This is a genomic window from Pseudomonas sp. NY15374, from assembly GCF_048068255.1.
Lineage (GTDB): Bacteria > Pseudomonadota > Gammaproteobacteria > Pseudomonadales > Pseudomonadaceae > Aquipseudomonas > Aquipseudomonas machongensis.
Genome location: NZ_JBLUPZ010000010.1, coordinates 190,109 through 212,066 on the forward strand (window position 1 = coordinate 190,109; position 21,958 = coordinate 212,066).

The following is a 21,958-nucleotide window of genomic DNA, read 5'->3' on the forward strand; positions in this document are numbered from 1 at the left end:
AAAGGTGCGGGCGTGACAGATCGCCACGATCTTGGCGGTGCAGTGGGGATTTTTGACTGACCGCAGTCAAGAGTTGACCTTTTCGCGGGCGAGCCCGCTCCCCACGGTACAGCGCTGAACCCCAGTCTGCGCCGTACCGTGGAGCGGGCTTGCCCGCGAAAAGGCCGACGCGATTCAAGCCTGAACCGCGACCCGCCCCCGCCGCACCACCAGGCTGTCGACCACCCACATCACTACCATCGACACGCCCACCAGCGGGAACACGACACCCAGCACCAGCATCACCGTCACCGCCGTCTTCCAGCGCGGCAGGTCATGCCGCAGCGGCGGTACGCCAAGCCCACCGGACGGGCGGCGCTTCCACCACATCACCAACCCGCTCACCGAGCCCAGCAGGATCATCAGGCACACCAGCAGGATGACGATCTGGTTGAGCGGCCCGAACATCTTGCCCTCGTGCAGCATCACCCCAAGCTCGGTGGCGCGGGCTACCGGGCTGTAGTCGTGCCAGCGCACGTCGGCCAGGACCTTGCCGGTGTACTGGTCGACATGCAGGGTGGCGTCGTTGCGTGGATCGTCGGCGAACACCGCGATGGTGAACACGCCTTCAGCGGTGCTCGGCGAGGTGATGCTGTAGCCCGGCGCCACGCCGCGGGCGTTGGCCAGATCCTCGACCTGCTGCAGGGTGATCTGCGGCGCGGCCGGGGCGCTGTGCATGTCGTGATGGCCCATGTGCTCGGCATGCGCGCCGGACACTGGCATCGGCGTGTTCTCCAGGGCCCAGGGCACGGTCTGGCGATGAGCGCTGTTCAGCGCGCCTGCCTGCTGGTCGGATTTCGGTACGTCGTTCCACATCGCCGCCGGGAAACGGTTCCACAGGTCGGCGTACTGCTTGCCCCACAGCCCGGTCCAGGTCATGCCGCTGAGCAGCATCAGCAACAGCAGTGCCGAACCCCAGAAGCCGCTGACCGCATGCAGGTCGCGCCAGAGCACGCGCCCGCGTGCCGACAGGCGTGGCCACAGCACGCCACGGCGGTTGCGGCCACGTGGCCACCACAGATAAAGCCCGGACACCACCAGCACGATGCCCCAGCCTGCGGCGAGCTCCACCAGCCGATCGCCGACAGTGCCGACCATCAGCTCGCCATGCAGGGCGCGGGCGATGGCCTGCAGGTTCTGCTTGCCGTCCTGCGCGCCCAGCACCTTGGCGTTGTACGGGTCGACGAACACGTTCAGTTCGCGGCCGCCGTCATGCACCACGAACTGCGCGCTGCGCTCGGCGTTCAGCGGTGGCAGGTACTGGCCGACATGGCCCTGTGGATAAGCCTGGCGCACCTGGGCCAGCAGCGTGTCGGCGCTCTGGCGCTGCGGGCCGGCCTCGACCACCATCAGGTCGCGGTACATCCACGGGTCGAGCTGCGGCTTGAACAGGTAGATGATCCCGGTGATCGCCAGCAGGATCATGAAAGGCGCGACGAACAGCCCGGCATAGAAATGCCAGCGCCAGGCCAGGTTGTAGAAGGATTGCTTTGGTTTGCTCACGGAGCCTCCCGTTCGACCAGGTGGGGCGCGGTCAGGCCCGCGCCCCGGTTGTTATTGTCAGAAGCTGAAATCGACCTTGGTCCAGAAGGTCCTGCCCGGCTCGTTGACCGGCTGCGGGTCTGCCGCCGGGTAGCCGAACCCGGCGTTCCCGGCCAGGTTCAAGTGCTCGGCGTAGGCCTTGTCGAACAGGTTGTCGACGCCCGCGCTGAGCTTGAGGTTGTTGTTGACCTTGTAGGCACCGTTGAGCGAGAACACGCCGAAACCGCCGCTCTTCTCGTAGTCCTTGCCCACCACGTTGCCCTGGTTCAGGGCGATGCGGTTCTGCGCCGCGACCAGGCGCCACAGCGCACCGACGCTCCAGGCATCGCGGCTGTAGGTCAGGCCCAGGCGGCTTTCCAGCGGGGGCATCTGCGGCAGGGCCTTGCCGTCGCTGCTGTTCTTGCCCCAGGCGTAGGCCAGCGTCGCGTCGGCTTTCCAGTTTTCGTCGAGCTTGTACGCCGCGCCCAGCTCGCCGCCCATGATGCGGGCGTCGATGTTCTGCGCCTGGGTGCTGCTCATGCCCATCATGCTGCGGTAGTCGAACAGGATGTAGTCGCGGATCTGTCCGACGTAGCCGGAGGCCCAGGCTTGCAGGCGTTCGTCCTGGTACTGGATGCCGAAGTCGAGCTGGGTGGTCTTCTCCGGCTTGATGCTGTCGAAGGCGTTGACCGAGCCCCGCGGGCCGTTGGTTGGCGAGAACAGCTCCCAGTAGTCGGGGAAGCGCTGGGCGTGGCCCAAGCCGATATAGGTGGTAGCGGAAATCGCCGCCAAGTCATGCTCGTAGCGGATGAAGCCGCTGGGCAGGGTATCCGCGCGGGTATCGCCATGGGTGGCACTGGCCTGGCGGAAGTCGCGGGCCGAGGCGCGGTCCAGGCGCGCGCCGCTGATCAGGCGATCCTCGCCGGTGGCGTACCAGGTCAGCTCGCTGAACACGCCGTAGTTATGGAAGTCGGCGTCCTTGGTCCAGGGCTTGCCCTTGTGCGCATCGACGCCCATGCCGCCGCGTTTGCGGTGTTCGTTGGTCTGCGCGTCGATGCCGCTGATCAACTGTACGTCGGCCCAGCGCCAGGTCGCCTTGATACGTGCGCCGAGGGTGCGCCGATCGACGTTGCTGACCATGGGCATGCCCATCATGCCGCTGCCCGAGGGCGTGCGCAGGCTGTAGTTGTCCATCACGTGGTCGGCATAGTTGTAGTAGACCTGCGCCTCGACCTTGTCGAGCACCTCGCCGAGGTTGGACTTTTCAAAGCGCAGACCCAGGCTTTCGCGTTTGAACTGCGAGCCGTCCATGCCGCGTCCGGCGTAGCGCGCTTCGCCATCGCCCTTGCCGGCGGTGAGTTCGAGCAGGGTGTCGGTATCCGGGGTCCAGCCGAGGGTCACGTCGCCGTTCCATTTGTCCCAGCGCGAAGGCACGGTATCGCCATTGCCGTCCTTGTAGTCGTCCGAGCGCGACTGGTTGCCGACGAAGCGCGCATAGGCCTGGCTGTTGCCGGCGGCGGCGTCGAGCACCTTGTCGAAGCGGCCGTTGGAGCCCGCGAGCAGGCTGGCGTTGACCCGGCTGCCGAGGGTGCCGAATTTCTCCGGCTCGCGCTCGAAGAGGATGGTGCCAGCCGAGCCGCCGGGGCCCCAGATCACGCTTTGCGGGCCTTTGATCACGGTCAGGCGGTCGTAGGTTTCCGGCGAGATGTACGAGGTCGGGGCGTCCATGCGGTTGGGGCAGGCGCCGAGCATCACACCGCCGTTGGTGAGGATGTTCAGGCGCGAGCCGAACATGCCGCGCAGCACGGGGTCGCCGTTGGTGCCGCCGGAGCGGATGGCGGAAAAGCCGGGGATGGTCTTGAGGTAGTCGGCGCCGTCACTGGCTGGCACCGGCTGACGTGGATCCTTGGGGTTGGTGACTACGGTCAGCGGCGAGCTGGGCGCGATGGCGGTGATTACCGTCGGGCTCAGCTCCGGGGCGTCATGGCCTTCGTGGCCAGGCTCGACGGCGAGCGCCAGCGGGCTCAGCAGCGAGCCGCAGAGCATGGCGAGGGTCCCATGGCGGGACAGGGCAGAAACAGGGGTGCAGCCGGACATAATGATTCCAGTCGATCAGTCATGAGTAAGCGCGAAGCCTCATGGCTTCGGGCGTGAAACGGAGTGGTCAGACGTTGATCGATGGAGGTGGGGCGCGGCTGCGGGCACCGGGAAACACCGCTTGCAGGGCATGGCCCTGGCGGGTCGGGCAGGTGGAGAGGGTGGTCGGGATGGTGCTGGCGAGGCTGAGTGGGCTGAGGGTCTGGGGCAGGGCGGGGCAGTTGAACAGCAAACTGCAGTAGCCGCATTTCTCCCAATCGGCGTGTAGCTGGCCGTCATTGCCCTGACCGTGGTGGTCTTGCCCGGCATGCGGGTGCCCCGCGGCCATGGGCATGTCCATGGCCATGCTCATGTTCATGCCGGCGTGGTGATCCATCGGCATCGACTGGGAAATCAGCGGGCCGATGAAAATCATCCACATGGCGAACAGGCTCAGCCAGCCGCCACCGACGCGCCTGCGATCAGGGCGGGTGCTGCGGGCTGTGCTGTTGCGCGGCAAGCTCATGACGAGCGCCTGTCAACGGTCAGTGCGCGTGTTCGTGTCCTGCCTGGTCGGCGGGCGGCTGCTTCTGCACGGCGACGTCGACGGTGATGTCGCCGGCTTTCTCGAAGTGCAGGGTGAGCGGGAAGCGCTTGCCGTCAGTGAGCAGGCTGCGGTCCTTGGGCTGCATCAGCATCACGTGATAGGCGCTGGGGGCGAAGGTCAGGTCCTTGCCTGCAGGTACGACCACACTCTGTACCTGCTGCATCTTCATGGCGCCGGCTGCGGTCTTGGCGTGTTCATGCAACTGGGCGTCATCGCTGACGGGGCTTTCGACACTCAACAGGCGGTCATCGACCTTGCCGTTGTTGTGAACGATGAAATACGCCGCGACATTGGGCGCGTTCGGTGGCAGCTCCAGCGACCAGGGGTGGGCGATATGCAGGTCGCCGACACTGTATTCGTGGGCGTTGGCGAAGGCGCTGGGCAGCAGCAGGGTGGCCAGGATGAGGGCTTGCTTGAGCATGGTGAGTCTCCGGTCTGTACAGGTTCAGGAACAGCGTCTTGAACTCAGGCTAACGGAGAGGCTCGCGGATTGAGTGCCGGCCAGAGCTGGCGCGGCGTGGGCTGGTGCGTGGCGAGTGGTGGTGCCTGGCCGAAGCGCAGTTGCAGCGGGCTGTGCAGTTGCGGTGCGTGGCTGGCCAGGGCGAGCACAGGCGAGGCACCCGAGCAGCACCAGCAGTGCTGCATGTTGGAGTGGTCGTCCTGTTGGCCCAGGTCGATCTTGGCCAGGGCCTGGACATCGAGCTTGGCCTTGCCCGCGCCAGTCGAGCAGAAGGCACCCCACAGCAGCTGTTCGGCCGGGCCCTTGGGTGCGGCAGAAGACAGCGGCATGGCCAGCAGGTTGAACAGCACTGCAAGGCAGGCTATCCAGGCGATGTGCCGACGTGGGGGCATGGAGAGATCCGGTCAGGAATCAGGTGGCTATTGTACGGCGGAGTATAGGTAAAAATGCGGGGGTGCGGTGAAGTGCCGCAGTTGTCGGTGCGCAGCGCTTGAAATCGGTGTTGTGTTCTTCGCGGGCTTGTGGGAACGGCGGTTCGGCGGCCCGGCTTGCCCGCGAAGCAGTCACCGCCGGTATCAGGCCTTGCCGCGCCCCAGCAACCCGCGCACGGTCTCCTGCAGGTCCGCTGGCAACACTACGACTTTCGAATTGTCGCTCCCGGCCAGGTTCTCCATCGCGCCGATGTAGCGCTCACCCAGCAGGTACATGGCCGGGGTGGTCTCGTTGCCCACCGCTTCACGCACCAGGGTGATCGCCCGGGCCGAGGCTTCGGCGAGGCTGATCTGCGCCTCGGCGTCCAGCCTGGCGGCCTGCAGGCGAGCTTCGGCTTCGAGAATGGCGGCCTGCTTGGCGCCCTCGGCGCGGGTCACGTCGGCCTTTCGTTCACGTTCGGCTGCGGCCTGGCGCTCCATGGCCTTCTGCATGTTTTCCGAAGGCTTGATGTCCTGGATCTCCACCGAGCGTACGGTCACGCCCCAGTCTTCGGTCTGTTCGGACATCGCCTCGCGCAGGCGCGCCTTGATCTGCTCGCGGCTCGACAACGCCTCGTCGAGGTCCATGGCGCCGACGATGGCACGCAGCGAGGTCATGGTCAGGCTGGTGACGGCGAAGGAGAAGTTCTGCACGCCGTAGGAGGCCTTCTGCGGGTCGACTACCTTGGCGAAGCACAGGGCGTTGGCGACGATCACCGCGTTGTCGCGGGTGATGATTTCCTGTTGCTGCACGTCGAGGATGATGTCCTTGGTCGGCAGGCGGTAGGCGACCACGTCCATGTACGGCACCAGGATGTTCAGGCCGGGCTTGAGGGTGCTGTGGTAGCGGCCCAGACGCTCGACGATCCATTCCTCGCCCTGGGGCACGATGCGCACCCCCTTGAACAGGGTGATCAGAACGAACAGGGCGATGGCGCCGACGACGATGAGGCTGGTCATTGCAAGCTTCCTTTCAGTACGGATTCAGGGGCGGGTAACCCGCGCGGTGTTGCCTTCGATGGCGGCCAGGCGAACGCGCTCGCCAGCAGGGATGTCGCTGTCGGCGACGCAGGTCCATTCCTCGTTGCCGAGGATGGGCTTCTGGAAGCGCACCCGGCCTTTCTGGAACTGCGACACGCTGGCGGTCAGCAGGCCGACTTCACCGATCACGCTGTCGGCGGTCCAGCGCACGTCCGGCTTCTTGCGCCGGAACAGCTTGAACCACAGCAGGGTGGTGAGGGAGGAGAATGCCACCCATAGCAGCACCTGCATGTCCAGTTGCAGGGCCGGGGCGGCCAGGGCGATCAGCGACACCAGGATGGCGCCGATGCCGAACCAGAGAATGAAGAACGTAGGCAGGACCAGTTCGAGCAGGACCAGGGCGATGCCGAAGACGAGCCAGATCCACCATTGCATTTCCATATGGGCAGGGCCTTGCGGTGAGGGGGCTTGAAGTTTACGGCAGGGGACGCGGGAAGACTATTGGCAGTGGAGGATGGTGGCTTCGGAAACGGCCGGGGCTGCTGCGCAGCCCATCGCGGGACGAGTCGCAGCGGCGAACCGCCGCTCCCACAGAGTGGAGTGCGCTGCTCATATCGACAAGGCTTCGCGCAACTGCGCCACCGATCCGAACAGCCGATCCACCTCCGGCAGTTCCGGTCGCTTCAACACCAGCACCGGCACGCCACGCTCGCGCGCCACTTCAAGCTTTGGCTCGGTCGCGGCGCTGCCACTGTTCTTGCTGACCAGTACATCGATCTGGCGCCGCTCGAATAGTGCTCGTTCATCCTCGAGGTGGAACGGCCCCCGTGCGCCGATCACCTCGCAACGTTCATTGCCCGCGCAGGTTTCCAGGGCACGCAAGGTCCAGAACTGGTGGGCCGGAATGTCTTCGAGATGTTGCAGCGGCTCGCGCCCCAGGGTGAATAACGGGCGCTTGAAAGGCGCCAATGCGTCGATCAACGCATCCCAGCCCTCGACTTCGCGCCAGTCGTCGCCCGGCTGTGGCTGCCAGGCGGGGCGGCGCAAGGCCCAGCAGGGAATGCCCGCCGCCTTCGCTGCCTGTGCGGCATTGGCGCTGATCTGTGCGGCATAGGGGTGGGTGGCGTCGATCAGCAGCTCGATCCGTTCGCGCCGGAGGTAGTCGGCCAGGCCGTCGGCCCCGCCGTAACCGCCCACCCGCACCTGGCAGGCCAGGTCCTGTGGGATACGGCCGATACCGGCGAGGCTGTAGACATGCTCCGGCCCCAGCAACCGGGCGATGGCCAGCGCCTCGGTGACGCCGCCCAGCAACAAGATACGGCCGCTCATTGCACACCCGCCTTGCCGACGACACCGCCCTGGCGGTCGATGGCGAAAACCTCGACCTGCACCTGTGCAGGCACCACGCTGCGGGCGAATGCCAGGGCATGGGCGCAGACGGCATCGCCCAGGGCGATACCGGCGGCATGGGCGAGAGCCAGCGCCTGCTGGCTGGTGTTGGCGCCGATGATCGCCGCCTGCAGGACGGCGTCTGCGCCGATATCGGCTGCCCAACCTGCGAGTTGCGGCAGGTCGATGCTCGAATGACGGCTGTGCAGGTCCATGTGGCCCGCGGCAAGCTTGCTGATCTTGCCGAAACCGCCGCACAGCGTCAGGCGTGGCACCGGTACCTTGCGCAGGTGTTTGAGCACCGCGCCGACGAAGTCGCCCATTTCGATCAGGGCGATTTCCGGCAGCCCATAGACCCGGCGCATGGTGTCTTCGCTGGCATTGCCGGTGCAGGCGGCGATGTGGGTGTAGCCGTTGGTGTGGGCAACGTCGATGCCCTGGTGGATCGAGGCGATGTAGGCCGAGCAGGAAAACGGCCGGACGATGCCGCTGGTGCCGAGGATCGACAGCCCGCCGAGAATGCCCAGCCGCGGGTTCATGGTCTTGAGCGCAAGCTCCGCGCCGCCCTGCACGTTCACCGTCACCTCGAATCCGCCCGCGTAGGCGCAGTCGCCTGCCAGTCGCTGCAGGTGTTCGCTGATCATCCGCCGCGGCACCGGGTTGATGGCAGGTTCCCCGACCGCCAGGACCAGGCCGGGACGTGTCACCGTGCCCACGCCTTGGCCGGCGACGAAGCGCACGCCCGGCTCGTCGATCAGGCGCACCTGGCTGTAGAGCAGGGCACCGTGGGTCACGTCGGGATCGTCGCCTGCGTCTTTCACGGTGCCGGCCTCGGCGCGCTCGCCGTCTCGGCGGCAGAACTCCAGGCGCATCTGCACCTGCTTGCCTTTGGGCAGGGTGATCTGCACGGCGTCGGTGGACTGGCCGGTGAGCAGCAACTGTGCTGCCGCCAGGCTGGTGGCGGTGGCACAACTGCCGGTGGTCAGGCCGCTGCGAAGTGGCGCGGGCTGTTCGCGGGTTTCTTCACGCATCGAGGGGTTTCACCACCTCGAGCAGCGTGATCGGCAAGGCCTGGCGCCAGGTATCGAAACTGCCCAGGGCCTGGGCCTGGGCCACATGGATGCGGGTCAGTTCGCCGCCATGCTGCTCACGAAAATGCGCCAGGGCCAGTTCGCTTTGCAGGGTCACGGCATTGGCTACCAGCCGCCCTCCAGGGCGCAGACGCTCCCAGCACAAGGGCAGTACGCCTTCGCCGGTGACGCCGCCGCCGATGAAAATGGCGTCGGGGCGTTCGAGATCGGCCAGGGCTTGTGGCGCCTTGCCGCGAATCAACTGCAGGCCAGGAACGCCGAGCTGGTCGCGGTTGTATTCGATGAACGCCTGGCGACCTTCGTCGACCTCGATGGCCAGTGCGCGGCAGCTGGGGTGGGCGCGCATCCATTCGATACCGATCGAGCCACAGCCGGCGCCGACATCCCACAGCAGTTCGCCTGGCTGTGGTGCCAGGCGTGCCAGGGTGATGGCGCGCACGTCGCGTTTGGTCAACTGGCCGTCGTGACGAAAGGCGCTGTCGGGCAGGCCGCTGATGGGCGACAGGCGCGGGCTGTCCGGCGCGGCCTGGCATTCGATGGCGACCAGGTTCAGTGCTGCGACCTGGGCGTGTGGCCAGTCCTCTGCACTGCCGCTCAGGCGCTTCTCATCGGGGCCGCCCAAGTGTTCGAACACCTGCATCCGGCTCGGCCCGTAGCCGCGTTCACGCAACAACTGCGCAATGGCCGCAGGGCTGTCGCCGTCATTGCTCAGCACCAGCAGGCGCACACCGCTGTAGAGTTGGGCATTGAGCGCCGCCAGCGGCCGCGCGACCACCGACACCACCTGCACCTCCTGCAACGGCCAGCCCAGACGGGCGGCGGCCAGAGCGCAGGAGGAGGGCATCGACAGCACCTGCATCTGTTCGGCCGGGACCTGGCGCGCGAGGCTTGCGCCAACGCCGTAGAACATCGGGTCGCCGCTGGCCAGCACGCACACGGGCTCGCCGTGCAGGGCCAGCACAGGGCCGAGGGAGAACGGGCTGGGCCAGGCCAGGCGCTCACCGACCACGCAGCGCGGCAACAGAGCCAGTTGGCGCGGGCTGCCGAAGATACGTGCAGCAGACAGCAGCGCGCGCCGGGCCTGCTTGCCCAGGCCGCTGAAGCCGTCTTCGCCGATGCCTACTACTGTCAGCCAGGGGGTCATCTGATCATTTCCGTCGTGTTGGGAGTCGTGTCGCCCTTTTCGCAGGCAAGCCGCAGCGGCGAACCGCCGTTCCCATAGCTATCCGGACCTGCAGGATACCTGTGGGAGCGGGCTTGCCCGCGAAAAGGACGACACGGTCCTGATGCATTGCTCGACCATCGGCTTTTCATGCCGCCGGACAAAGCAGGCATAATACCGCGCCTTCTACACTGAAGCGCGTCTTCACGATTGCCGGAATCCCCCTTGAAGCCACCCCACACACCCGCCGTTTCGCCCCGCCCCTCGGCTTGCCCGGGGTTGTGGCGCATCGTCGCGGCGCGTGATGGCGGCATTTGCCGGATCAAACTGCCCGGCGGCCTGCTGCTGGCCGAGCAGGCAGAGGCAGTGGCCGAGGCTGCCGAGCGCTTCGCCGGCGGGGTGATCGAGGCAACCAACCGCGCCAACTTGCAGATACGCGGTATCGGCGACCACCACCTGGCGCTGGTCGGGCACCTGCTCGATGCCGGCCTCGGCCCGCGCGAGGCGGCCGGTGACGATGTCCGCAACCTGATGCTCAGCCCGTTGGCCGGTGTCGATCCGGCGATGCTGATCGACATTCGGCCCCTGGCCGGGCAGATCCTGCACCTGCTGGAAACCACCCCGCGGCTGCATGAACTGTCGGCCAAGTTCGCCGTGCAGCTCGACGCGGGGGAGTCCCTGGCGATGCTCGCGCACCCCCATGACCTGTGGCTGTCGGCGCTGTTGCTTGACCGGCAGGTGTGGCTGGCCTTTGGGCTGGCGGGCTGCCCGGGGGATGGCGCAACCGTTGGCGCCGTCCCGCTGGAGCAGGGGGTGGCATTGGTGCAGGCGGTGCTGGAGCGCTTCCTCGACCTGGCCACGCCCGAGCAGACACGGATGCGCCAGTTGCTGCAGACCTGCCCCGTGCAGGATTTCGTCGAAGGGCTGGGCCTGCCGATTCGTCGCGACAGCGCTGTGCGTCAATGGCGGCGTGTGCCTGCCACACCGCGCTGGCTCGGTGTGTTGGCCCAGCGTGAGGGCAGTGCATTCGGCGTGGCGCCGCCGCTGGGGCGCTTGACGCCCGCCATGCTTCGCGGCCTGGCCAGGCTTGCGCGCGAGGCCGGTGATGGCAGCCTGCGGCTCACACCCTGGCAGAGCCTGGTGCTGCCGAACTTCGATCCATCGCTGCTCGGGCAGGCCCAAGCCGAGACAAAGGCGCTGGGCATGATCAACGACGTCTTGCAGCCACTTGCACGCATCAGCGCTTGCACCGGCTCCAGTGGTTGCGCCAAGGGCCAGTCCGACACCAAGGCCGATGCGCAGGTGATCGCCGGCCTGCTGCACCATGGCGCCCCGGCCAGTGTGCACCTGTCGGGCTGCCCGCGTTCCTGTGCCGTGGCCCATGTCGCCCCGGCCACCCTGCTGGCCCGCGCCCCGGGCCGTTATGACCTTTATTTTCGCGATGCACGCCTGCCGGGTTTCGGCCGACTGCGCGCATCCGACCTTACCCCAGAAGAAGCAGGCGCCATGCTCGACCTGCCGACGGAGCACCTAGATGATTGACTACATCCGCGATGGTCAGGAGATCTATCGCAATTCCTTCCGCATCATTCGCGAGGAGGCCCGCCTGGAGCGGATTCCGGCCGATCTGGAAAAGCTCGCGGTGCGGGTGATCCACGCCTGCGGCATGGTCGAGGCCATCGACGGCCTGCAGTTTTCCGAAGGTGCCGGAACGGCGGGGCGCCAGGCCCTGGCCAAGGGCGCACCGATTCTCTGCGACGCGCACATGGTTGCCGAAGGCATCACCCGCGCGCGCCTGCCGGCCGACAACCCGGTCATCTGCACCCTGCGTGATCCCAGCGTGCCGGTCCTGGCCAAGGACGCCGGTAACACCCGCTCGGCGGTGGCCCTCGAGCTGTGGCGCCCGCATCTGGAGGGCAGCGTGGTGGTGATCGGCAATGCCCCGACGGCGCTGTTCTACTTGCTGGAAATGCTCGACGCCGGTGCACCCAAGCCTGCGTTGATCCTGGGCTTTCCGGTAGGCTTCGTCGGCGCTGCCGAGTCCAAGGCGATGCTGGCCGCCGACAGCCGGGGTGTGCCGTTCGTCATCATGCAGGGGCGCCTGGGTGGTAGCGCCATGGCCGCCGCTGCTGTCAATGCGCTCGCCACGGAGGTGGAATGATGCAGCCCCGTGGACGTCTGCTCGGCCTGGGGGTTGGCCCTGGCGACCCGGAACTGATCACGGTCAAGGCCCTGCGCCTGCTGCGCGAGGCGCCGGTGGTGGCGTATTTCGTGGCCAAGGGCAAGCGTGGCAATGCCTTCGGTATCATCGAGGCGCACCTGCAGGCGCAGCAGACCCTGCTGCCGCTGGTGTATCCGGTCACCACCGAGGTGCTGCCGGCACCGCTGTCGTACGAGCAGGTGATCAGCGACTTCTACGACGAAGCCAGCGTGCAGGTGGCCGAACACCTGGACGCCGGTCGTGATGTGGCGGTGATCTGCGAAGGCGATCCGTTCTTCTACGGCTCCTACATGTACCTGCACGATCGCCTGGCCCAGCGCTACGAGGCCGAGGTGATCCCAGGCGTGTGCTCGATGCTCGGCGGGGCGTCCGTACTCGGTGCGCCGCTGGTCTACCGCAACCAGACCCTGACCGTGCTCTCCGGTGTATTGCCCCACGAAGAACTCAAGCGCCGTCTGGCCGATGCCGACGCCGCAGTGATCATGAAGCTTGGGCGCAACTTCCCCAAGGTGCGCGAGGTGCTTGCCGAGCTGGGCCTGGACGGTCGCGCGTTGTACGTGGAGCGCGCAACCATGGCCAACCAGAAGATCGTCGCGCTGGACGCGGTTGATCCGCAGTCTTCGCCGTATTTCTCGCTGATCGTGGTACCGGGTGAAAAATGGCAGGGATGAACAGCGACAAGGCACCGGCCATCGTCATTCTCGGCCCTGGCAGCCTGGCCACCGCCCAGCGGATCCAGCAGCGTTATCCACAGGCGCGGGTTTACGGCCTGAGCGGCCGGGTCGAAGGTGTCGAGCACTGCTACGAATCCTTCGGCGACACCCTGCGCGGCCTGTACCGCGAGGGTGCGCCGATCATCGCCCTGTGCGCGGCCGGGATCGTCATTCGCACCCTGGCGCCCCTGCTTGACGAGAAGGGCGCCGAGCCGCCGGTGCTGGCGGTGGCGGAGGACGGCAGCGCCGTGGTACCGCTGCTGGGCGGCCTGAGCGGCGTCAATGTCATGGCGCGGGAGATCGGCGAGGTGCTGGGGGTGGCGGCGGCCATCACCACCAGCGGTGAGCTGCGTTTCGGCACCTGCCTGCTCAATCCGCCGACAGGCTACGCCCTGGCGGACCTGGAGCAGGGCAAGCGCTTCGTCTCTGACCTGCTGGCCGGCGAGAGCGTGCGCATCGAAGGCGCGGCGCCCTGGCTGGCCCAGGCGCAACTGCCCGAAGACGCAGCAGCCCGACGCAGTATTCATGTCGGCTGGCAGGCACGTCCGGCTAGCCGCGACGAACTGCTGATCCATGTGCGTTCGGTGTTGGTGGCGGTGGATGTCGCCCAGCCAGACCTCCCCGCCCGGGTGCGTGCTGCCCTGGCTGCGGCGAATATCGCTGAAGCCTCGCTGGCGTGTTTGCTGGCGGGTGAGGATGACATGGCCGAGCCAGCCTTGCATGAGGCGGCGCGAGACCTTGGTGTGCCGCTGCGGTTTGCGTCGTCACGTTCAAGCCTGGCCGAGATGGCCACGCAGGCACTGGATGGAGCACAGGTCATCGAACAGTGCGGACTGGCCATCGCCGTGACGCCGTCGCCGATCGTTCCACAACAGGTCGGCCGTCTACGCGGCCGCCTGGCGGTGATCGGACTGGGCCCTGGCGCCGCCGACCTCATGGTGCCGGCGGTCAAGGCCGAACTGGCTCGCGCCGAGGATGTGCTGGGTTACGAAACCTACGTGCGCATGGCCGGCCCTTTCCGTGCCGACCAGGTGCTGCACTGCACCGATAATCGCGAAGAGATGCAGCGCGCGCGCCATGCCTTCGAACTTGCCGCACAAGGGCGTTCGGTGGTGGTGGTGTCGTCGGGCGATCCGGGGGTGTTCGCCATGGCAGCCGCCGTGTTAGAGGCGCTGCACGAGTCCAGCGATCCGGCCTGGCACCGGGTCGATCTGCAGATCCTGCCGGGCGTCTCCGCATCCCTGGCCACCGCTGCCCAGGCCGGAGCTCCGCTGGGGCATGACTTCTGCGTCATGTCACTGTCGGACAATCTCAAACCTTGGTCGATCATCGAGAAGCGCCTGGACCTCGCGGCGCAAGCCGACCTGGTACTGGCCTTCTACAACCCGATTTCAAAGTCCAGACCGCACCAGCTCGGTGTGGCGCTGGAGGTGGTACGCCGGCATCGACAGGGCAACACGCCCGTAGTCCTTGGTCGCGATATCGGTAGGCCGGGGCAGACGCTGAAGGTCGTCACGCTGGCAGAGCTGCTGCCGGAGATGGTCGATATGCGCACGATGGTGCTGGTTGGATCCTCGACCACTTGCTGTATCGACAAGGTCGGAGGGGGGCGCTGGGTCTACACCCCTCGCTGGTACGGCCGCGACTCCTGAGGGAGCGCTTGCCCGCCGGGGAAGGGTTACGCAGCGCCCGCATCCTGTTCTTCTCATTAGGTTGGCAGCCGAGGCCAGAAGGCCTCGGACATCAATTGAACCAAGAGAGGAACAACGGTCATGACTGCTGAAAACCACGATATAGAGATCTTGCCCAAACGTAACGTATTCGTGTTCTCCGATACCATGGACATGCGCAACCGGGATGCTGCCAAGGAGTGTCACGTATTCGCCATGAGCGCGGCGTCGGCAGAGTTCAATCCGGTCACTCAAGCGGCAGAATGGTTCCAGAACTATACGTCGGTCATGCAGCAGGCCGGCTGGCTGCCGGTCAACTACAAGACCGAAATCGTCACTGATGGCGGCAAGTCGATGTCCGCCAGCAACCTTGTAGGCAAGGGTTTGAAGCTGGCTGCCAGTTATCTCTCTGGCGGCGTGAAAGATACCGTGCAGAAAGTCGGTACAGCTGCGATGGATGCGATTGCCAATTCGCCGGATGCCGTCACGGTCTTCGATATCGAGGCCAAGGAGATCGATAACACTGCGCTGACGCTGGCCCAGTGCGAACAGTCGCCTGGCGGTGAGGTGGTGATGTTCATCGTGTCGATCCAGAGTGACGGCGACCCTGTGACCAACTACAAAGGCTTGCTGTTCAACTGGACGTCTCATACCAATCTCACCGTGACCAACAGTGCTGCGTTGGTCTTCCATCACGGCCTGTACGAGTCGGTGCGTGATGTGCTGACTTCTCGTGTCTCCTCGAACAGCCGCAAGTCGCTGTTGAACATGAAACTGAAGGCCTGATCCCACCTGCTCGCGCCTGGCGCGGGTGTCACGCGACCGCACCAGGCGCAGCCTTGGCACAAAGGAGAGCACCATGAGTGTGGATAACGACAAAGCAGTTCGCGCCAGCGCGGCTCCGGGTAGTCTGGCCGTGTTCTTGCCGGGAGTGAGTCCTGACGAGCGCGAGGACATCTTGCTGGGTAACCTGTATGCCCAGCTCACCACCCGCGAGGAGTTTGGTGCAGGTCTGGTCACGGACTGGTTCGATTGCTACAGACGCAAGCTGAAATTTCTCGGATGGGATGCCACGCCTGCCCCAGGTGTGATCTTGCCAGGACCGGACAGGGACAGCCTCAAGAAGGATGCGCTGGCCTTGATCAGCCAGTACGGCAGCGCAGCGATGGCAGATGCGACCCGGCAGGCGCTGGAGGGTCTGGCGCAGGATGCCGAGGCGCTGGAGATTTTTTCGTATTCGTTGCGCCAGACGGAAAAGATCCATTTCCAGTTGCTGCCCTGTGTAAGGCATTCGGGAGATTACTTCGACATGGTGATCTATCACATGGAGGGGGGAGTGACTGCCCGCTGGAACCTCAGAACGTTGTTCATGAATCAGAATCCCGGGCTGGACTTCTCGAAGGCGCGTGTGGAGTTGGTGCGATTCAACCTGAGGCTGTTCCGTGACAAGTACAAAGCGCGCGTGCGTGAACGGGTGTATGGGAAGGGAGAGGTCTTCCTGCGCAATGTTAAGCTCGCGAAAAGCTGAAACCTTTGTATCCGGCGGCCTTGCGGACCAGGGTCGCTGGATTTGTCAGGGGGCGTGCAGGTGATCTGTCACGGCCTCGCGCTGGTTCGCCCAGAACTGGATCAGTTCGCGCAGTTGCGACAGCTCTATAGGTTTGGCCATGTGCCCGTCCATGCCGGCCAGGCGCGCGCGTTCCTTGTGTTCGCTGAGAATATGCGCGGTCAGCGCCACCACCGGGGTGCGCTGGCGCTGGTTGGCCGCCTCCCAGTCACGCAGGCGTTGGGTCGCGGAGAAACCATCGAGTATCGGCATCTCGCAATCCATCAGGACCAGGTCGTAGCGCGTGGCCTGCATCGCCTCCAGCGCCTCTTCGCCGTTGCTGGCAGTGTCGGGCTCGAGGTTGAGCTTGCCGAGCATGCCGCGGATCACCTTGGTCGAGATGCTGTTGTCTTCGGCGACCAGGATACGGAAGTCGGCAGGCAGGTTCAGCGGCGTCGGCGTGCCACCGAGGGCGGCAATTATCGCCGGCTCGCGGCCGCGCTGGGCCAGCTCTTCGGCCAGGGTGGTCTTGAGCGTGTAGCCGGCTACCGGCTTGGCGAGGATGCGTTTGACCCCGGCATTGCGGGCGATGATCTTGCTGGGCGCGTTGCTGATGCCGGTCAGCATGATCACCAGGATGTCGTGGTTCAGGCTCGGATCTTCCTTGATCTTGGCTGCCAGTTGCATGCCTGTCATGCCGGGCATGTTCTGGTCCAGCAGCACGGCATCGAAGTAGTCGCGCAGGTGTGCCTTGGTGCGCAGCAGCGCCAGTGCCTCCTTGCCGGAAGGCACGGCGCTGACGTTCATGCCCCAGGCGCTGCACTGCTGCACCAGCACCTTGCGACAGGTGTCGTTATCGTCCACTACCAGCACCCGAGCATCGCGCAGCGGACCGTCAAGGTCGGCGGGCGGCTGTTCCAGGCGCAGTGGATCGAGCGGCAGTGTCAGCCATAGCGTATTGCCCAGGCTGGTGCTGGTCTTGATGCCGAATTCGCCGTGCATCAGGCCGATCAGTTGCTTGGCGATCACCAGCCCCAGGTGGCCGCCGAGCTTGTTGCTGGAGAGGAAGTGGTGGCTGTGCAGCTCGGCCTGCAGCAAAGCCTCGCGCTCGGCGCTGGCCATCGGCTCGCCGCTGTCCTGCACGGCGATACGCAGGCGCGGAGCGTCACCGCGCTGGTCGAGGGCCACCACCAGCAGGATTTCGCCTTGGTCGGTGTTCTTCAGGGCATTGTCCAGCAGGCTCGACAGCGCCTGACGCAACCGCGTCGGGTCGCCGCTGATCACGCGTGGCACCTGTGGCTGGGTGAAGCTGATCAGCTCGATGTTCTGCTGTTCGGCCTTGGCCCGGAAGATGTTCAGGCAGTCTTCGATCAGTGCGTTGAGATCGAACTGCACATCATCCAGCTCGATCTGTCGTGATTCGAGCTTGGAGATGTCGAGGATCTCGTTGATCAGCGTGAGCAACTCGTTGCCGGCGCTGTGGATGGTCTGCACATAGTCGCGCTGCTTGACCGACAGCGGTGTGCCCAGCAGCAGCTCGGTCATGCCCAGCACGCCGTTCATCGGCGTGCGGATCTCGTGGCTGATCTTGGCCAGGAATTCGGCCTTGGCGTTGATCTCGGCGTCGCTGGCAGCGAGGGCTCGGCTGGCGCGCACGCGCTCCTCGTTGATCTTGCGCAGGCGCTCGCTGACGGCAAGGTTCAGCAACAGGCCGCTGACCACGGTCAGCCCCATCAGGATGACCAGCAGCCAGGGGGTGGGGGTGCGGGTCAGGCCGAGCAGCGCCGGCAGCAGGACCAGGCCACCGAGGTTGAACACCAGCATGGCCAAGGTGAACAGGCGGGCAGGGTTGTAGCCCTTGTACCAGTAGTAGGCGCTGGCCAGGAGCATGCTCAGGCTGCCGAGGGCAAGCAGGGTGTAGGTGGTCAGGTTCAGCGGCAGGGTGTCGATGAACAGCAGGAGCAAGCCGCTGATGGCGGCGATCAGCATTTCTGCCTGCAGGATGCGGGTGAGCCGCGCGGAACCGCAGGGCGAGAAGAAGCGCTGGGTGAAGTACAACCCGCAAAGCCCGGCCAGGACCAGCGTGAGGTAGGCGGCAGGCGTTTGCGCGCTGTGCCACAGGTGCCACCACGGGCCGCTGAGGTTGAGCAGGATCAAGGCACTGAGCAGCATCAACGCGTGGTAGAGGGCCAGCACCAGGGTCGTGCTGGAGCGGGTGTAGAAGAAGCGAATCAGGTTGTGCAGGATCAGCATCACCAGGCCGCCGAACAGCAGGCCGAACAGCAGCGGCTGGCGCTGGTCGATGGCCGCGCTGGCCGCCGATTCCAGAGAGATCGCCGGGCGCAGCTGGTGCTCGGAGACCAGGCGCAGGTAGATGTCCAGCGGTTGCGTGGCGTTGGGCAGTGGCAGAACGTGGTCGCTGCCGCGCAGGGTGGGGCTGGCGTTGCCCAACTGTCGACCATGGTGCAACTGGCGCAGCAGCGTGCTGCCGTCGAGGGCGTAGAGGTCCAGGCGTGACAGGTCGGGGGCGAAGATGCGCAGCAGGCGCTCCTGGTCGGCGGGCTCCAGGCGGTAGTGCAGCCACAGGGCCTGGTCGGGCAGGGCGGCATCCAGCTCATCCAGTTGCAGCGGGCTGAACTGGTTGCGATAGCGGTCGGAGCGTACGTCGGAGAGCTGCAGGCTTGCCTGTTCATCGAGCAGCACAGACCACCCGCCGCCTTGTTCGGCCGCAGCCGGAAGCAGGCAGAGCAGGGTCAGCATGCTGACGATCAGGGCAGTGGCAATCCGAAGCCGACGCACGACGAGATCCTTTCTTGGCTGATAAGCCGGATAACAACTATGCGCGGCGTGCCGCGCCGAAGGCAAGGCCCCGATGGGGCCCTGTCGACGAGCCGCAGGCCGTGCGCCATGGCGCTACGACCTGCGGGCCGCAGTTTACTGCTGGTGTTCACCGCGCTCGCGGGCGATGGCTCGGTAGCCGATGTCGGTACGGTAGAAGCTACCGTTCCAGCTGACCTCCTTGGCCAGGCGGTAGGCCTGCTGCTGTGCATCGGCAACGGTGCTGCCCATGGCAGTGGCACACAGGACGCGTCCGCCGTTGGTGGTCACCTGGCCATCCTTGAGTGCAGTACCGGCGTGGAACACCTTGCCTTCGATCTTGGCAGCAGCGTCCAGGCCGTGGATCACGTCACCCTTGGCGTAGTCGCCCGGGTAACCGCCAGCGGCCAGCACTACGCCCAGGCTCGGGCGTGGGTCCCACTGTGCTTCGACCTTGTCCAGAGCCTTGGCGAATGCGGCCTCGACCAACAGCACCAGGCTCGACTCCAGGCGCAGCATGACCGGTTGTGTCTCGGGGTCGCCGAAGCGGCAGTTGAACTCGATGACCTTGGGGTTGCCTGCCTTGTCGATCATCAGGCCGGCATAGAGGAAACCGGTGTAGACGTTACCTTCCTCGGCCATGCCGCGCACGGTCGGCCAGATCACCTGGTCCATCACGCGCTGGTGCACGTCGGCCGTGACCACCGGGGCCGGCGAGTAGGCGCCCATGCCGCCGGTGTTGGGGCCGGTGTCTTTGTCGCCGACACGTTTGTGGTCCTGGCTGGTGGCCATTGGCAGCACGTTGTGGCCATCGACCATGACGATGAAGCTGGCTTCCTCGCCGTCGAGGAATTCCTCGATCACCACGCGCGAACCGGCTTCACCGAAGGCGTTGCCGGCGAGCATGTCGCGCACGGCGTCTTCGGCTTCCTGCAGGGTCATGGCGACGATCACGCCCTTGCCTGCGGCCAGGCCGTCGGCCTTGATCACGATCGGTGCGCCTTTCTCGCGCAGGTAGGCCAGCGCCGGCTCGATCTCGGTGAAGTTCTGGTAGTCGGCGGTCGGGATCTTGTGGCGAGCCAGGAAATCCTTGGTAAAGGCCTTGGAGCCTTCGAGCTGCGCTGCGCCCTTGGTCGGACCGAAGCAGTCCAGACCGCGGCTGCGGAACAGGTCGACCACGCCAATCACCAGTGGCGCTTCAGGACCGACGATGGTCAGGTCGACGTTCTTCTCGGCGAAATCGGCCAGTTGCTCCAGGGCGCAGACGTCGATGGCGACGTTCTCGCATTTGGCTTCGATGGCCGTGCCGGCGTTGCCCGGGGCCACGAAGACTTTCTCGACGCGTGGATCCTGGGCGACTTTCCAGGCCAGGGCGTGTTCACGGCCGCCGCTGCCGATGATCAAAACTTTCATGTCAAAACCTCGATTCAGATGATCCCGTGGCTGGCGCAGATCGTGTGGGAGCGGGCTTGCCCGCGAATGCGGCGGTGATTGCACCATCGTATTCGCGGGCAAGCCCGCTCCCACAGGGACGCTGCCAGTCTCGAGATCCGCGTGGATTAGTGGCGGAAATGGCGCATACCGGTGAACACCATCGCGATACCGGCTTCATCAGCAGCAGCAATCACCTCGGCATCACGCATCGAGCCACCCGGCTGGATCACAGCGCTGATACCCACCTTGGCGGCGTTGTCGATGCCGTCGCGGAACGGGAAGAACGCGTCCGAAGCCATGACCGCACCCTGTACCTGCAGACCAGCATGCTCGGCCTTGATTGCAGCGATGCGAGCGGAGTTGACGCGGCTCATCTGGCCGGCACCGACACCGATGGTCTGGCGGTTCTTGGCGTAGACGATAGCGTTGGACTTGACGAACTTGGCGACTTTCCAGGCGAACACCAGGTCGTGGATCTCTTGCTCGGTCGGCGCGCGTTTGGTGACGACCTTCAGGTCCTCGGCGCTGATCATGCCGATATCGCGGCTCTGCACCAGCAGGCCACCGTTGACGCGCTTGAAGTCCCAGCCAGCAGCGCGCTCGGCAGGCCATTCGCCACACTCGAGCAGGCGTACGTTCTGCTTGGCGGCGACCACGTCGCGGGCGGCCTGGGAGATTTTCGGTGCGATGATCACTTCGACGAACTGACGCTCGACGATGGCCTTGGCGGTTTCGCCGTCGAGTTCGCGGTTGAAGGCGATGATGCCGCCGAACGCCGACTCGGTGTCGGTGGCGTAGGCCAGGTCATAGGCCTTGCGAATGCCACCTTCGTTTTCCGGGACCACCGCCACGCCGCACGGGTTGGCGTGTTTGACGATGACGCAGGCCGGCTTGAGGAAGCTCTTCACGCACTCCAGCGCGGCGTCGGTGTCGGCCACGTTGTTGAACGACAATTCCTTGCCCTGCAACTGGACGGCGGTGGAAATGCTGGCCTCGCCTTTCTTTTCTTCGACATAGAACGCCGCGCTCTGGTGCGGGTTCTCGCCGTAGCGCATTTCCTGGGCCTTGACGAACTGGCTGTTGAAGGTGCGCGGGAACTCGCTGCGGCCTTCGGTCGACAGGGTGTCCTTGGACTGGTCGATGCTGCCCATGTAGTTGGCGATCATGCCGTCGTAGGCGGCGGTGTGCTCGAAGGCCTTGAGCATCAGGTCGAAGCGCTGGGCGTAGGTCAGGCCGCCGGCCTTGAGGCCTTCGACGATGCCGGCGTAGTCGCTGGCGTTGACCACGATGGCGACGTCCTTGTGGTTCTTCGCCGCGGAACGCACCATGGTCGGGCCGCCGATATCGATGTTCTCGATGGCGGTCGGCAGGTCGCAACCTGGCTTGCTGATGGTGGCTTCGAACGGATACAGGTTGACCGCGACCAGGTCGATCGGCTTGATGCCGTGCTGGTTCATGATGGCGTCGTCGGTGCCGCGACGGCCGAGGATGCCGCCGTGGATCTTCGGATGCAGGGTCTTGACCCGGCCGTCCATCATTTCGGCGAAGCCGGTGTAGTCGGCCACTTCCACCGCGTTCACGCCGTTATCCTTGAGCAGCTTGTAGGTGCCGCCGGTGGACAGGATCTCGACACCGAGCTGTTGCAGCTCACGGGCGAACTCGAGGATACCGGTCTTGTCGGAGACGCTGATCAGGGCGCGGCGGATCGGCAGGCGGGTAGTCTGGTCGGTCATTTCGGATTCCATAACGCGGTGGAGTCAG

General features: G+C 65.5%; 19 protein-coding genes. 6 read left to right on the top strand and 13 right to left on the bottom strand.

Features of this window, described 5'->3' with window-relative positions; all coding sequences use genetic code 11:
- Positions 1 to 174: 174 nt before the first annotated feature.
- The 10 genes from ACNFHO_RS20750 to cbiE form a co-directional block, all read right to left on the bottom strand.
- Positions 175 to 1,542 (bottom strand): PepSY-associated TM helix domain-containing protein, encoded by a 1,368-nt coding sequence (locus ACNFHO_RS20750; RefSeq protein ID WP_416767203.1) that lies wholly within the window; start codon positions 1,540 to 1,542, stop codon positions 175 to 177.
- 57 nt (positions 1,543 to 1,599) lie between these two features.
- Positions 1,600 to 3,657 carry a TonB-dependent copper receptor gene (locus ACNFHO_RS20755; protein ID WP_416767205.1) on the bottom strand — a complete coding sequence of 686 codons (2,058 nt, stop codon included), beginning with the start codon at positions 3,655 to 3,657 and terminating at the stop codon, positions 1,600 to 1,602.
- A gap of 67 nt (positions 3,658 to 3,724) precedes the next feature.
- Positions 3,725 to 4,162: a DUF2946 domain-containing protein gene (locus ACNFHO_RS20760; RefSeq protein WP_416767206.1), complete on the bottom strand. Its 438-nt coding sequence runs from the start codon at positions 4,160 to 4,162 to the stop codon at positions 3,725 to 3,727.
- Positions 4,163 to 4,181: 19 nt separating this feature from the next.
- Positions 4,182 to 4,664: a copper chaperone PCu(A)C gene (locus ACNFHO_RS20765; RefSeq protein ID WP_063546333.1), complete on the bottom strand. Its 483-nt coding sequence runs from the start codon at positions 4,662 to 4,664 to the stop codon at positions 4,182 to 4,184.
- A gap of 44 nt (positions 4,665 to 4,708) precedes the next feature.
- Positions 4,709 to 5,095, bottom strand: coding sequence for a DUF2946 domain-containing protein (locus ACNFHO_RS20770; protein WP_054894579.1), 387 nt, complete (start codon positions 5,093 to 5,095; stop codon positions 4,709 to 4,711).
- Between the two features lie 183 nt (positions 5,096 to 5,278).
- Positions 5,279 to 6,133 carry an SPFH domain-containing protein gene (locus tag ACNFHO_RS20775; RefSeq protein WP_054894580.1) on the bottom strand — a complete coding sequence of 285 codons (855 nt, stop codon included), beginning with the start codon at positions 6,131 to 6,133 and terminating at the stop codon, positions 5,279 to 5,281.
- Positions 6,134 to 6,157: 24 nt separating this feature from the next.
- A complete protein-coding gene (locus ACNFHO_RS20780) occupies positions 6,158 to 6,595 on the bottom strand; it encodes an NfeD family protein (protein ID WP_054894581.1) in 438 nt (145 codons plus the stop codon).
- 168 nt (positions 6,596 to 6,763) lie between these two features.
- The gene (locus ACNFHO_RS20785) at positions 6,764 to 7,483 is read right to left on the bottom strand and encodes a cobalt-precorrin-6A reductase (protein ID WP_054894222.1); all 720 of its coding nucleotides are present in this window, start codon (positions 7,481 to 7,483) and stop codon (positions 6,764 to 6,766) included.
- Positions 7,480 to 8,574 (bottom strand): cobalt-precorrin-5B (C(1))-methyltransferase, encoded by a 1,095-nt coding sequence (locus ACNFHO_RS20790; RefSeq protein ID WP_416767207.1) that lies wholly within the window; start codon positions 8,572 to 8,574, stop codon positions 7,480 to 7,482. Before ACNFHO_RS20790 ends, ACNFHO_RS20785 begins: the two co-directional genes overlap by 4 nt.
- Positions 8,567 to 9,778 carry a precorrin-6y C5,15-methyltransferase (decarboxylating) subunit CbiE gene (gene cbiE, locus ACNFHO_RS20795; RefSeq protein WP_416767208.1) on the bottom strand — a complete coding sequence of 404 codons (1,212 nt, stop codon included), beginning with the start codon at positions 9,776 to 9,778 and terminating at the stop codon, positions 8,567 to 8,569. The genes ACNFHO_RS20790 and cbiE overlap by 8 nt, the downstream gene beginning before the upstream one ends.
- 228 nt (positions 9,779 to 10,006) lie before the next feature.
- Between cbiE and cobG the strand changes: the two genes are divergently transcribed.
- The 6 genes from cobG (at position 10,007) to ACNFHO_RS20825 (ending at position 15,928) form a co-directional block, all read left to right on the top strand.
- On the top strand, positions 10,007 to 11,338 hold the full coding sequence (gene cobG, locus ACNFHO_RS20800) for a precorrin-3B synthase (RefSeq protein ID WP_416767209.1): 1,332 nt from the start codon (positions 10,007 to 10,009) through the stop codon (positions 11,336 to 11,338).
- Complete coding sequence (locus ACNFHO_RS20805) at positions 11,331 to 11,957, top strand: precorrin-8X methylmutase (protein ID WP_416767210.1); 627 nt, start codon at positions 11,331 to 11,333, stop codon at positions 11,955 to 11,957. Before cobG ends, ACNFHO_RS20805 begins: the two co-directional genes overlap by 8 nt.
- A complete protein-coding gene (locus ACNFHO_RS20810) occupies positions 11,954 to 12,688 on the top strand; it encodes a precorrin-2 C(20)-methyltransferase (RefSeq protein WP_172964810.1) in 735 nt (244 codons plus the stop codon). The genes ACNFHO_RS20805 and ACNFHO_RS20810 overlap by 4 nt, the downstream gene beginning before the upstream one ends.
- A complete protein-coding gene (gene cobJ, locus ACNFHO_RS20815; RefSeq protein ID WP_416767211.1) occupies positions 12,676 to 14,382 on the top strand; it encodes a precorrin-3B C(17)-methyltransferase in 1,707 nt (568 codons plus the stop codon). The genes ACNFHO_RS20810 and cobJ overlap by 13 nt, the downstream gene beginning before the upstream one ends.
- A 120-nt stretch (positions 14,383 to 14,502) precedes the next feature.
- Positions 14,503 to 15,186: a hypothetical protein gene (locus tag ACNFHO_RS20820; RefSeq protein WP_416767212.1), complete on the top strand. Its 684-nt coding sequence runs from the start codon at positions 14,503 to 14,505 to the stop codon at positions 15,184 to 15,186.
- Between the two features lie 73 nt (positions 15,187 to 15,259).
- The gene (locus tag ACNFHO_RS20825; protein WP_416767213.1) at positions 15,260 to 15,928 is read left to right on the top strand and encodes a hypothetical protein; all 669 of its coding nucleotides are present in this window, start codon (positions 15,260 to 15,262) and stop codon (positions 15,926 to 15,928) included.
- A 45-nt stretch (positions 15,929 to 15,973) separates the two neighbouring features.
- On the opposite strand, the gene ACNFHO_RS20830 is transcribed toward ACNFHO_RS20825, so the two are convergent.
- The 3 genes from ACNFHO_RS20830 to purH form a co-directional block, all read right to left on the bottom strand.
- Positions 15,974 to 18,745 (bottom strand): response regulator, encoded by a 2,772-nt coding sequence (locus tag ACNFHO_RS20830; RefSeq protein ID WP_416767215.1) that lies wholly within the window; start codon positions 18,743 to 18,745, stop codon positions 15,974 to 15,976.
- Between the two features lie 135 nt (positions 18,746 to 18,880).
- Entirely contained in the window at positions 18,881 to 20,176 is a 1,296-nt protein-coding gene (gene purD, locus ACNFHO_RS20835) for a phosphoribosylamine--glycine ligase (RefSeq protein ID WP_063546314.1), read from the bottom strand.
- 146 nt (positions 20,177 to 20,322) lie between these two features.
- Positions 20,323 to 21,930 (bottom strand): bifunctional phosphoribosylaminoimidazolecarboxamide formyltransferase/IMP cyclohydrolase, encoded by a 1,608-nt coding sequence (gene purH, locus ACNFHO_RS20840; RefSeq protein WP_416767216.1) that lies wholly within the window; start codon positions 21,928 to 21,930, stop codon positions 20,323 to 20,325.
- Positions 21,931 to 21,958 lie beyond the last annotated feature (28 nt).